Raw genomic sequence first — 12,296 nt, 5'->3', positions numbered from 1 at the left:
GCCTAATGAAAAAAGTTTTAAAGTCACTTCTGATGGCTATGGTATTCTTCTTAGCCGTTTGCGTACTTGGAACCACCGCTTCCGCTAAGCGTGTTGGCTATTCGTATAGTAAGATGCCAAAATCTATGACTGGAACCTGGTATACCTATACGAACTACGGTTATGGGAAAAAGAAAGTTTATAAGACTCACATCAACAATAAAAACTTGCGTAAGTATAAAAAGCACAAAATCTACTATGGTACAAAGGCCATGAAGACCAGTAAATACTGGACGGCTACCCAAACCGGTAAAATTCACGGCTATCGCTGGATTCATATTTATGGCTGGCAACAATCGGCCGGTGATGGGGATTACTTAAACGTGCACAAGTTTGGTAAGCACAAAGTGCTGACGGTAGCTGGCGGCGCAGATGTTTCTGTCGAGTCTCATTACTACCGAAGCAAATCAGTCGCCAAGAAAATGGGGAATAAACATTATCCTAAGTTTGCCTACGGCGCTTATTAAGGCAAAATAATCACATCAACATTATAAAAAACACCACCTATCTGGCAATGAAAGATTGCTAAACAGGTGGTGTTTTCGATTCAAGAAATAAAATTATTTCGTTTCGTCTTCATCGGTCTTCAGAACGGCCATGAACGCCTCTTGAGGAATATCAACCTTCCCCACGGCCTTCATCCGCTTCTTACCAACCTTTTGCTTCTCCAACAACTTCATCCGCCGGGTACGGTCACCCCCATAAAGATGGGCCGTCACGTCCTTCCGATAAGCCTTAATCGTCGTCCGGGCAATCACCTTGGCGCCGATAGCCGCTTGAACCGGAATTTCGAAGTTTTGGCGTGGAATGATGCCCTTCAACCGTGATGCAATCTCACGACCCCGTTGGGCAGCAAACGTCCGGTGAGCGATAAAGCTCAGTGCATCGACCTTGTCTCCGTTTAGGAGAATATCAATCTTAACCAGATCCGCAGCAGAGTAGCCATTTCGTTCATAATCCAGGGAAGCATACCCCCGGGTGCTTGACTTCAACTTGTCGAAGAAATCAAAGATGATTTCGGATAAGGGCATGTTGTACATAATATTGACTCGGTAGTCATCTAGATATTCCATCGTCAAGAATTGGCCCCGCCGGTGTTGGCACAGGTCCATGACGGCACCAACGTATTCATTAGGTGCCATGATCGTTGCCTTCACGATGGGCTCTTCAATCCGCTTGATGGCGGAAGCTTCCGGCATTTCGGCTGGATTTTCAACTTCCTTCATCGTGCCATCGGTCAGGTAGGCATGGTACGTAACGGATGGTGCCGTCGTAATCAGATCCAGGTTGAATTCCCGTTCCAATCGTTCTTGCACGACATCCATGTGCAACATCCCTAAGAATCCACAACGGAAGCCGAAACCCAAGGCCTGTGAGGATTCGGGTTCAAATTCCAATGCGGCATCGTTCAGCTTAAGTTTTTCCAGAGCTTCCCGCAAGTCGTTAAGCTTGGCATTGTCGGTTGGATATAACCCGGCATATACCATGGGACTCATTTCCCGATAACCTGGCAAAGCCTTGTCGGCGGGCATAGCCGCATTGGTCACGGTATCCCCAACACGAGTATCGGTGATATCTTTGATGCTGGCAGTGAGGTAGCCGACATCCCCGGCAATCAAATTATCCCGCGAAATTGGCTTAGGCGAGTTCACCCCAACCTCGGTCACTTCATATTCACTTCCGCTATTCATCAGGCGAATCTTATCCCCTGGTTGCACGGTTCCTTCGAATACCCGAATACTCAGCACAACCCCACGATAATCATCGTAAACCGAGTCAAAAACCAAGGCTTTCAATGGCGCATCCAGATCGCCGGTTGGGGCGGGCACCTTGGCCACGATTTGCTCAAGTAATTCGGGGATCCCGACACCTTCCTTGGCACTCGCTAAGACCGCATCATCGGCATCCAAGCCGATAACATCTTCAATTTCTTTTTTTACCTTATCCGGATCGGCGGCCGGCAGGTCAATCTTGTTGATGACGGGCACGATTTCCAAATCATCATCTAACGCTAAATAAACGTTAGCTAAGGTTTGCGCTTCGACCCCCTGTGCAGCATCGACCACCAATACGGCCCCTTCACAGGCGGCCAGGCTCCGTGAGACCTCATACGAGAAGTCCACGTGCCCTGGAGTATCGATCAAGTGGAATTCGTAGTCGTGACCATCCTTCGCATGGTACGTCAATTCAACGGCGTTCAGCTTGATGGTAATCCCCCGTTCACGCTCAAGGTCCATGTCATCCAACACTTGATCTTGCATATCGCGCTTGGAAATCGTATCCGTCAACTCCAGGATACGGTCCGCTATGGTTGATTTCCCGTGGTCAATATGGGCCACGATGGAAAAATTGCGAATGTATTTTTGATGTTGCTTTAATTTTTCAAGATCCATGTTGATTTCCTACTTTCTTAAACGCCATGTCTCAATAATTATACCAACCATCCCCTGGAAGTACAAACTTACCGCCAATGAAAAAGGCCGGCAGTCGCCGACCTTTCCTTACTTCGTCTCTTGTTCGTATTGCGTCAAATCATCTGGCGCCAATTGTTGCCAGGTCTTTGAGTAAAACTTATCATTCATCGCATAATGGGGCTTCGATTGCGACTTGCTGAGGAACGGATTAACCCGTTGATCAACCGCCAACCAACCACGCCAGCCTAGGTGAATCGTATCGGTCATGAAATAGGGCACGTCACCCTTATCACTCAAGTCGACGATGTTATTGAAGCCTTGTGATTGCAATTGGTAATGAATCTTTTGGTCAAATTGCCGTAACATGGTTTCGGATAACCCCGTGTACTTTTGCCAACGACTATTAATCGGTGGAATGATGAAGAGGACATTCGTGTTCAATCGCGAGAATTGGTCTAGGCAGAGCTGGAAGTCGGCAAATTCAGGAGACTTGGTGTAAGAAAGGTTCTTTTGGAACCCTTTCAAGCTTCCCATCTTGATTTCCTTTTGCAACCCTTGCTTATAGAACTTATCACTGATTCGGAATGGATTATCGCCGGTCGCTTCACGACCTAAACGACCACCGAGTTGATCCAGCGCCGAGTAGGAATAATGAGTGGGTAACTGCTTGGCCTGCTGGTTCACTCGACTCAAGTTTCGTGATGGTAAGTCAATGCCTGAGAAGAACTGGTCTTCTTGCGTCAGCATATTCTTCCGCGTTTGCAGATAGAATCGTTGGTAATTCGTGAGTTGCTTCCCATCCGCTACCCGTTGCAGAGCGGCGTAAATGAAGTGGTCCGACTGAGCGGCTGGCATTTGCAGAAGTCGGTTGGCCGCATAACGGTCAATCGCATCCGTCCGGAAATGCGTGAGCCACTCGGCCGTTTGGAGTTGCGAGTAGTAGAAGCCGAAGGCATCCTTACGCGTTCCATCCTTCACGAACCATTGTGGTGAAATGACGAAAACCGCCTTCTTATTACGGAGTTCGCCTTGAATATTTTGCATCACAAAGTACTGGGTCAGTGATTGCGACCCGCGGGCTCCCAAGAGAAACGGACGATAATTCCGCTTATACTTCTGGGCTAACACCGAGGGATGCATGGGATCGAACCGGGACCATTCGGAAGACCCAAAGAATGGGACATACCCGTCCTTCAGGGCTTCTTGCTTGATATGCTTCCCCCGTAAAACATTCGGGGACAAGGATACCGCCGCTTGCTTCTCCTTCTCGGCACTCACATGCCTAAAACCAACGTTCACCGGCATCGCTAACACCGCGAAAACAAGAATGGCCGCGAGTATTAACGGACCAAAGATCCGCAGTAATCGCTTTGCCATTGGCTAGGCCAGGCTTTCAGCTTTGCTAATAATCTTGTTGGGCGTGTCCCACTCTGACCGCTCAAATTCTGAAACGGGCACGTTAATACCCAGTTCTGATTGTAATTGTAATAAGAGTTGCACGGAACCCATGGAGTCCAATAACCCACTATCAAACAAGTTGTCGTCCATGACACCACTAACATCGTTCCCCGTTAAATCATTTAAAATATTCAAAACCGTTTCTTTAATATCCATTTTCAATTTCCCCCTCGATGAAATATCGAAATTATTTTGTGAACCAAATTTTATCCAAGAAACCTGAGAAGATTAAGAAACTAAAGCAGACCATATTGGCCGTCAAAAAGATAGCGAAGGCCTGAGTAAATCCATTGTGCGGAATACTTGCCCGATGCTTCTTCTTGTAGCGTAACCAGGCATCATTAACCACCAGGGCAACCCCGTGAAACAGGCCGTACGTGATGTAATACCAGGTAACCCCGTGCCAGAACCCCATAATCAACATATTAATAATATACGTGACATTGGCGGTCGTTGTCGGCTTCTTAAAGACCCGATGCTTCATGAACCAGAAAACCAGTCGCATGTAGATAAAGTCACGGAACCAGAACGACAACGTAATATGCCACCGATTCCAGAAGTCCTTGATGTTCGGTGACTTCCACGGTTGATTGAAGTTCATTGGTGTTTCGATCCCCATAATGTAGGAGGTCCCCACAGCAAACAATGAATATCCCGCGAAGTCGAAGAACAAATCAGCACTGTAGGCATACATGTATCCCAATACCGGCCACGACAGGTCCAAGAATCCCCCTCGTGAGTGCATCGCCATAATTGCCAACTTTGGCATCAGCATGGTGCCAAAGTAATAAGCCAAAATGAACTTATACAGGAACCCAACGAAGATGTAACGGACCCCTTTTTGAATCATACCGAGATACTTTTCACGACTCGGTACAGACCGGTAATCCTTTTCGAAGCGCCGATAACGGTCGATGGGTCCGGATGAAATCGTTGGGAAGAACAGCATGAATTGAAGAAAAGTCATGAGTGAATAATTCTTCAGCGTGCCATCCCGGGTCTCCATCATCGTTTGAACGGCTCTAAATGTGAGGTAACTCACTCCCAAGAAACCAATTAAGGAGGCTTGGCCGTGGTCCACGGCTGGTGTCACCTTAACAATGGTCAACGGAATGATCGCAAGAATGACCATGAGGTAAAAGATTGGACCTGAATTTTTTTGCCTCCGGTAGACGGCATACCCCCAGGTTAATGCGACTTCATACAAAATGTAAATAATCAACGCCACCCCTTGCGTCCACTTCGGTCCCCCGAAGGTTAGGAGCAAGAAGAACACGGAAATTAACGTTTCATACAGTCGTGACCGTTTACCGTACAGGAGTCCAATCATCAGCGGCAGTAATGCCACACCCAACAAGGCGAAGTAGGTTGGGTTACCATACGGTTCAAATGACAGCACTATTGATTAACCTCAGCAATGATAGATTTAATATCAACCTTGCCGTTGGGGGTCATCGGTAGGCTTTCCTTGTAAACAAAGCGTTGCGGAATCATGTATTCCATCATGTCGCCACCTTGTAAATTGTCCTTAATCGCCTTAGTCAGGGCCAATTCACTACTAAATTCATGATCGACTGGGACCACCCAGGCAATCAGTTGGCTAACCTTGTGGCTCCGATCGTAACGCGGAACCGCAACCCCCACTTGAATATGGTCTTCAAGCGAAAGGTAATGGTTAACTTCTTCCAATTCAATGCGGTAACCGTGTAATTTAATTTGGAAGTCCGTCCGACCACGGTACATGAGGAGCCCGTTGTCGAGTTGAACCCCTAAGTCACCAGAACGATAGACCGTTTGGCCATTCCAATCGACAAACGCCTTTGCCGTCTTATCCGAGTTGTTCAGGTACCCCTTGGACATTGATGGCCCCGAGATCAGAATCTCACCTTCCGTTCCCGCAGGAACCGGCTTCAGGTTATCATCGACCACCACAATCTTGGAGTCATCCTTGACGTACCCAATTGGCAATCGTGGATAGGCCCGCAAGATATCCGCCGTAATTTCAACTTGTGTGACCGCCACCGTGGTCTCGGTTGGGCCATACGTGTTGAAAATCCGAGCGTCTGGGAACCGGTCATGCAAAGTTTGAGCCGTGCCATGTGTGAGCTCTTCCCCACAGAAGAGGAAGCGATTCAGGTTAGGATAATGTGCCGCGTCAAACGTGGGCTCCAGCAAGCAAATATCCATGAACGACGGGGTCGATACCCAGACGTCCAAATTCATCGCTGGCAGCGTTTCAAACAGGACCTTGAAGTTATCCGTAACCGTCTTCGGCAAGGCCACCAGCGTGCCCCCACTGGCCAAGGTTGGCCCCCAGTCCATGACGGACAGGTCAAACGAGTATGGTGCTTGCGATAAAGCCCGTGGATAGTCCGGTAAGTCAAAGTCTTCACTCAACATCCAGTTAACATAGCTCAACAAATTGTCGTGTGAGATTTGAACCCCCTTGGGCTTCCCGGTGGTTCCTGAAGTAAAGATAATGTAGTAAGTGTCATCACCCTTGACCGCGTGATCCACCACATAGTCCGTGGCTGCACCAGCAAAAATTGTGTCCAAATTAGCCGTTGTAATCACGGGTGTTGCTTTTAAATCAGCCGGAATCGGACTAACCGCAATGGCTGCCGCCGGCTGAGCAATTTCATTAATCGTTGTAATCCGTTCCATTGGCGAATGCGTATCAATGGGAACGTAGGCATGCCCACTCTTAACAATGCCTAAGAAGGTCGCCATCATAGCGAAGGTTTGACCCCCATAAACCATAATGGGCGCGTGCCGTGGTAAATCCATGGCATCCAAATGGGCAGCTAAAGCGTCCGATTGCCGTTTCAAATCACCGTAAGTGTTCGTCTTGCCAAGATCGTCATAGGCAACCCGCTGTGGCTCGCTTATGGCAAACTGGTCGATTGTTTTGATCAGGTCATTTATCATGACTTATTCCCCCCCAGAGTATTTTCACTAACGAGCAGTTGACCCCTCAACTAGAACTCGTTGTATATAAATGTCGAATTATTTAATCCGCTATATCCGTACAAATAAACTAATGCCATCAGAATGCAAAAGTAAAACGTGGTCCAGCCGATAAATGCCACCACCGGCTGGTGCCAAAACGCCAGCCATTTTGCTTTCATGAAATCCACCCCCAAAGTTAGTCGGTTATTCGCCCCCGCACCGACACCGTTCAGCCCATGAACAAAAGTCCGTATTTCCCGACGAATACTTCTGTAAATGGTGAAGATCGTGGCTTCCGCCACGCTTCTTATATTCTGAGATTATCATTGCGAAAACCTGATTGCAAACAACACTACTCAACCTTAACGCTTTCTTGTTATTTTAGAAATCTTTTTCTTGGTATGACCCCACAAAAAAAGGATGCCGAAATCTTCAGCATCCTTGATAGATTAGCGATTAGCCCACTTCTGGGTCTCAACTAATTTTCATTGAATTTGTCACGCATTTTGTTAAATAAGTTTCCTTTGCCGCTACCGGTGACGTTCTCGCCACTGGCCCGAGCAAAAGCCTTCAAAGCTTCTCGTTGGCCCTTATTTAGATTCTTAGGCGTCACAACCTTAACGGTCACATGCTCGTCACCGTTGCCGTTACCCCGCAAGCGTGGCGCACCTTTCCCACGAAGCCGGAAGGTCGTACCACCCTGAGTCCCAGCAGGAATCTTGAGTTTAACGTCGCCGTGAACCGTCTTCACCGTGACGTCATCCCCCATAGTTGCTTGAACAAAAGAGACATCTTGATTAAAGAAGATTTCACTGCCGTCACGTTCAAAGTCCTTGCTTGGTTCAACCTTGAAGATAATGAATAAGTCACCGTAACCCCCGCCGTTTTGGCCGGATTCACCTTGGCCTTGTAACCGCATTTGTTGACCGTCGTCGACCCCAGCTGGGATGGTTACTTCAACTTCATGCCGTTCTTCTTCATGACCGGAACCGCCACAGGTTGGGCACTTTTCCTTAATTTCCTTACCAGTCCCATTGCAGACTGGGCAAGGTTGTTGGCTACGCATCCGTCCTAATGGCGTATTGGTCTCAGTCGTCACGTAACCGGAACCGCCACATTGGTGACAGGTTACCGGCGACGTTCCTGGCTTAGCACCGTTACCGCCACAGGTATGACACTGGGCTTCACGCGTGTACTTGATCTTGGTCTTCTTCCCGAAAATGGCTTCTTCAAACTTCAAATCCATTTGATATTGAAGATCCCGACCCGGTTGGGGCGCGTTAGGGTTACGTTGCCCCCCGCCACCACCGAAGAACTGGTTGAAGATGTCATCGAAGCCACCACCGCCATTAAAGCCACCGAAGCCTTGAGCACTTTGACCACCGAAGCCGCCAAAACCACCCTGAGCACCGTCTGCTGACCCGTATTGGTCGTAGTTAGCCCGCTTTTGTTCATCACCCAAAACGTCATAGGCCTCTTGGACTTCCTTGAACTTATCAGCCGCATCAGGGGCCTTGTTCAGGTCCGGGTGATACTTCTTTGATAATTTCCGATAGGCCTTTTTAATTTCATCTTGGCTGGCATCCTTTGCGACACCTAATACGCCATATAAGTCCGATTGCGCCATCCGATTTCCTCCCAATCAATTCCGCTAATTTAAAACGCTAAGTGTAAGAATAGCATACTCGAAACAAAAAGCCAAAGCCCAACGGACTCTGACTCCTTGCCGTTGCCAGGTTAGACGTTAATGACTACTTCTTGTCATCGTCGTTGACTTCATGGAAGTCACCGTCGACCGTTTCGCCGTCCTTGTCGTCCTTCTTGGCACCCTTGTCGTCACCGGCGTCATCCTTGCCAGCGGCTGCTTGTTCTTGTTGCGCTTGTTGGTACAACTTGACAGACAGGTCTTGGATGATCTTGTTCAAGTCATCCTTCTTAGCCTTCATGTCATCCATATCGTTGGATTCTTGGGCCTTCTTGAGGGCATCTCGTGCATCTTCAGCCTTCTTGATTTCGTTATCGGAAACCTTACCCTTAACGTCCTTCAAGGTCTTGTCAGTCTGGAAGAGTAATTGGTCGACTTCGTTCTTGGTATCGACTTCTTCCTTGCGCTTGTTGTCGGCAGCTTCGTTTTCCTTAGCTTCCTTCATCATCTTATCGATTTCGTCATCGGACAAACCATCGGAACTCTTGATGGTAATCTTTTGTTCCTTGTTCGTCCCCATATCTTTGGCGGAAACATTAACGATCCCGTTCTTATCGATATCGAAGGTCACTTGGATTTGAGGAACACCACGAGGAGCGGCTGGAATATCAGTCAGTTGGAAGTTACCCAACGTCTTGTTGTCAGCGGCCATCGACCGTTCACCTTGCAAGACATGGATATCAACGGCAGGTTGATTGTCCGCAGCGGTTGAGAAGACTTGTGACTTGCTGGTAGGAATCGTCGTGTTGCGGTCGATCAGCTTAGTGAAGACACCACCCATGGTTTCAATCCCCAAGGATAATGGCGTAACATCAAGCAAAACAACATCCTTAACATCACCGGTAATCACACCACCTTGAACCGCAGCACCTAAGGCAACGGCTTCATCAGGGTTGATTGAATGGTTAGATTCCTTGCCCGTCCACTTTTCAACGGCTTCTTGAACGGCTGGAATCCGAGTGGACCCACCATTTAAGATCACCACGTCGATGTCGGAAGCTTGTAAGTCGGCATCCTTCAAGGCATTTTCAACGGGTACTCGCGTCTTTTCGACTAAGTCAGCCGTTAATTCATTGAACTTGGCCCGACTCAAACTCTTTTCCAAGTGCAATGGGCCGTTGTCGCCAGCGGAAATAAATGGCAGGCTGATTTGAGCTTCCGTCACACCGGAGAGGTCCTTCTTAGCCTTTTCGGCGGCATCCTTTAACCGTTGAACCGCCATCTTATCCTTAGACAAGTCAACGCCATTTTCTTCCTTGAAACCGGCAATTAACCAGTCCATAATCTTTTGGTCAAAGTCATCCCCACCTAAGTGAGTATCACCGTTAGTGGACAGAACATCGAAGACGCCATCCCCTAAGTCCAAGACGGAAACGTCAAACGTCCCACCACCAAGGTCATAAACCATGATCTTTTCATCTTTATCTTGTTTGTCCAAACCGTATGCCAAGGCAGCAGCCGTTGGTTCGTTGATGATCCGTTCAACGTTCAAACCAGCAATCTTCCCGGCATCCTTGGTGGCTTGCCGTTGGGCATCGTTGAAGTAGGCTGGAACGGTGATGACGGCCTTATCAACCGTGTCACCAATGTAGTCTTCAGCGAAGGCCTTCAAGTGTTGTAAAATCATTGCGGAAATTTGTTGTGGTGTGTAATCCTTGCCATCAACGGTTTCCTTGAACCCAGCCTCACCCATGTGACTCTTGATGGATGAAATGGTGTTAGGATTGGTGATTGCTTGGCGCTTAGCCACTTCACCAACCTGCGTTTCGCCATCTTTAAAGGCCACAACGGATGGCGTCGTACGAGCGCCTTCCTTGTTCGCAATAATCTTTGGCGTGCTACCTTCAAGAACGGCAACGGCTGAGTTAGTCGTCCCTAAGTCAATTCCGATAATCTTGTTACTTGCCATCAAAAATTCCCTCTTTTATCTTTATTTTTTTGATTAATTATTGAGCAACGATGACCATTGCTGGCCGTAAAACCCGGTCCTTCAGCAGGTAACCCTTCTGCAAAACCTTCACCACGGTGTCAGCCTCCTGGCCGTCTTCGACAGGAACGGATTGCACCGCTTGATGTTGGGTGGGATCAAACTTTTGACCCTCGGCAACAATCTCGGTCACATGGTTACGTTTCAAGGCATCTTCCAGGTGATCATAGGTCATCTGGACACCTTTCTTCAGTTGAGTTCCCGCTTCATCAGCAGCTTCAACGCTTAACGCCCGTTCCAAGTTATCAATAACCGGGAGCACATCCTTCGCCAATTGCTGACCGTCATACTTAATCAGCGTGGCTTGTTCCTTTTGAAAACGGGTTTGCATGTTTTGGACTTCGGCTTCCGCCCGCAAATACTTGTCTTCAAAGTCGTCCGCTCGCTTCTTAAGCGCGGTAGCCTCCTCGGCAGTCATCTGTGGCGCTACCTTGGCTTTAGCTTGATCACTGGCCGCATCCTTGACATCAGCCTTAGCTGTGGACGCTTTGGTTGCAGCGGCCTTCGCCGCGGTTTGATCATCGGTGGTTGCTTGTTGCTTGTCAGCCACGATAAAAACCCTCCCTTTCTTTACTCGTCATAATTACGATAATAATCTAACAATTTTTTGGCGAGCTCTTCACGAAACGCACCAACAATTCCTAACATTCGTGAATATGGCATCCGCGTCGGTCCAAGGATGGCAATCATCCCGCGACCATGTTGGTTAACGTCATAAGTTGCCGTAATCAGGCTGAAGTTTCGTAAGGCATCGTTAGTCATCTCATTTCCGATTTGTACGGAAATGTTATCACTCGGTGACCCCAAAACATTCGCGATGTCATCGGTCTTATCGATCAATGAATACAGCGACTTCAACGAATCCACATCACTATCCTGAGAAAAGTTCAGGAGATTTAGCCGACCCCCAACGTAGAACCGCTCTTGCGCGGCCCGGGTTAAGACATCACCAAAAATATCCAGGAATCCCGTGGGACTCTGCAAATAATTGGCAATCTTCAGCGGGATGTCCGTTTGCAACTTCTGCAAGACATCGGGCAACGTGAGTCCCACCAATTGGTCATTGATAAGCCGCACGACTGCCTCCAGCTGATCGCCGGAAACCGCCTCGGAAACGTCAAACGTTTGATTCTCCACATCGCCACTGTCCGTCACCAGAATCGCCATGACCTGGCGCTTACCCAGTGGCACCAGCCGGAAACCACTCAGACGACTGTCCTTTAACTCCGGCTTCAATGTAAATGCGGTGTAACTCGTGAGGTTGGAGAGGATCGTCGCTGATTGTGAAATGATTTCGTCAATCTTATGAAAATCCCCGCCCAAAGACGTTTGAATCACATCAATATCGTTTGGTTGTAACGGATCGGGTTTGACTAAATGGTCGACATAGTACCGATAACCCTCAACTGAAGGAATCCGTCCCGAGGAGGAGTGGGTCTTCTTAATCAAGCCCTGCTCCTCAAGTGCGGCCATTTCGTTACGAATTGTTGCTGAGCTTACATGGATGGGCAACTGCTTCGCAAGGGCCTTCGACCCCACCGGCACGCCGGTGTTGGTAAAGTCACGGACCACAGCTCGCAGAATCATCATCTGTCTTTCTGAAAGCATCACAATCACCCCTTTTTTAGCACTCAAACAAACCAAGTGCTAAGACACATATATAATGTAGCAAAACCGGGATTTTATGTCAAGAAATCCGGTAGACTTTTTAGCAATCTCGTCCATTAAGTGCTAAAAACGGCCC

10 protein-coding genes and 1 pseudogene are annotated in these 12,296 nt (G+C 48.2%); 1 reads left to right on the top strand and 10 read right to left on the bottom strand.

Annotated elements, in window-relative coordinates:
- Positions 1–506 (top strand): annotated as a pseudogene (locus tag LSE01S_RS02120) (hypothetical protein); the annotation flags it as partial.
- Positions 507–599: 93 nt separating this feature from the next.
- Here LSE01S_RS02120 and lepA read toward each other — a convergent pair.
- The 10 genes from lepA to hrcA all read right to left on the bottom strand — a co-directional run bounded on the left by lepA (position 600) and on the right by hrcA (position 12,160).
- The gene (gene lepA / locus LSE01S_RS02115; RefSeq protein ID WP_061775982.1) at positions 600–2,432 is read right to left on the bottom strand and encodes a translation elongation factor 4; all 1,833 of its coding nucleotides are present in this window, start codon (positions 2,430–2,432) and stop codon (positions 600–602) included.
- 108 nt (positions 2,433–2,540) lie between these two features.
- The gene (dltD, locus tag LSE01S_RS02110) at positions 2,541–3,830 is read right to left on the bottom strand and encodes a D-alanyl-lipoteichoic acid biosynthesis protein DltD (RefSeq protein WP_061775981.1); all 1,290 of its coding nucleotides are present in this window, start codon (positions 3,828–3,830) and stop codon (positions 2,541–2,543) included.
- A 3-nt stretch (positions 3,831–3,833) separates the two neighbouring features.
- Positions 3,834–4,067 carry a D-alanine--poly(phosphoribitol) ligase subunit DltC gene (dltC, locus tag LSE01S_RS02105; protein ID WP_061775980.1) on the bottom strand — a complete coding sequence of 78 codons (234 nt, stop codon included), beginning with the start codon at positions 4,065–4,067 and terminating at the stop codon, positions 3,834–3,836.
- A gap of 31 nt (positions 4,068–4,098) precedes the next feature.
- Positions 4,099–5,310, bottom strand: a complete 1,212-nt coding sequence (gene dltB / locus LSE01S_RS02100; protein WP_061775979.1) for a D-alanyl-lipoteichoic acid biosynthesis protein DltB — start codon at positions 5,308–5,310, stop codon at positions 4,099–4,101.
- Entirely contained in the window at positions 5,310–6,839 is a 1,530-nt protein-coding gene (gene dltA / locus LSE01S_RS02095) for a D-alanine--poly(phosphoribitol) ligase subunit DltA (protein ID WP_061775978.1), read from the bottom strand. The genes dltB and dltA overlap by 1 nt, the downstream gene beginning before the upstream one ends.
- A gap of 50 nt (positions 6,840–6,889) precedes the next feature.
- The gene (locus LSE01S_RS02090; RefSeq protein ID WP_061775977.1) at positions 6,890–7,039 is read right to left on the bottom strand and encodes a teichoic acid D-Ala incorporation-associated protein DltX; all 150 of its coding nucleotides are present in this window, start codon (positions 7,037–7,039) and stop codon (positions 6,890–6,892) included.
- Positions 7,040–7,338: 299 nt separating this feature from the next.
- Entirely contained in the window at positions 7,339–8,487 is a 1,149-nt protein-coding gene (gene dnaJ / locus LSE01S_RS02085) for a molecular chaperone DnaJ (RefSeq protein WP_061775976.1), read from the bottom strand.
- Between the two features lie 124 nt (positions 8,488–8,611).
- The gene (gene dnaK / locus LSE01S_RS02080) at positions 8,612–10,474 is read right to left on the bottom strand and encodes a molecular chaperone DnaK (protein WP_061775975.1); all 1,863 of its coding nucleotides are present in this window, start codon (positions 10,472–10,474) and stop codon (positions 8,612–8,614) included.
- 37 nt (positions 10,475–10,511) lie between these two features.
- Complete coding sequence (gene grpE / locus LSE01S_RS02075; protein WP_082622312.1) at positions 10,512–11,102, bottom strand: nucleotide exchange factor GrpE; 591 nt, start codon at positions 11,100–11,102, stop codon at positions 10,512–10,514.
- 20 nt (positions 11,103–11,122) lie between these two features.
- Complete coding sequence (gene hrcA / locus LSE01S_RS02070) at positions 11,123–12,160, bottom strand: heat-inducible transcriptional repressor HrcA (RefSeq protein ID WP_061775973.1); 1,038 nt, start codon at positions 12,158–12,160, stop codon at positions 11,123–11,125.
- Positions 12,161–12,296 lie beyond the last annotated feature (136 nt).

It is taken from the genome of Levilactobacillus senmaizukei DSM 21775 = NBRC 103853 (assembly GCF_001592085.1).
Classification (GTDB): domain Bacteria; phylum Bacillota; class Bacilli; order Lactobacillales; family Lactobacillaceae; genus Levilactobacillus; species Levilactobacillus senmaizukei.
The sequence above is the reverse complement of the archived record's forward strand: the minus strand, read 5'-3'. Positions and strand labels throughout refer to the sequence as shown.

Bases quoted from the DNA above. Each gene is read 5' to 3' on its own strand.
- lepA (WP_061775982.1), bottom strand. From the start codon at position 2,432: ATGGATCTTGAAAAATTAAAGCAACATCAAAAATACATTCGCAATTTT.
- dnaK (WP_061775975.1), bottom strand. From the start codon at position 10,474: ATGGCAAGTAACAAGATTATCGGAATTGACTTAGGGACGACTAACTCA.
- dltD (WP_061775981.1), bottom strand. From the start codon at position 3,830: ATGGCAAAGCGATTACTGCGGATCTTTGGTCCGTTAATACTCGCGGCC.
- dltA (WP_061775978.1), bottom strand. From the start codon at position 6,839: ATGATAAATGACCTGATCAAAACAATCGACCAGTTTGCCATAAGCGAG.
- LSE01S_RS02090 (WP_061775977.1), bottom strand. From the start codon at position 7,039: ATGAAAGCAAAATGGCTGGCGTTTTGGCACCAGCCGGTGGTGGCATTT.
- hrcA (WP_061775973.1), bottom strand. From the start codon at position 12,160: ATGCTTTCAGAAAGACAGATGATGATTCTGCGAGCTGTGGTCCGTGAC.
- dltC (WP_061775980.1), bottom strand. From the start codon at position 4,067: ATGGATATTAAAGAAACGGTTTTGAATATTTTAAATGATTTAACGGGG.
- dnaJ (WP_061775976.1), bottom strand. From the start codon at position 8,487: ATGGCGCAATCGGACTTATATGGCGTATTAGGTGTCGCAAAGGATGCC.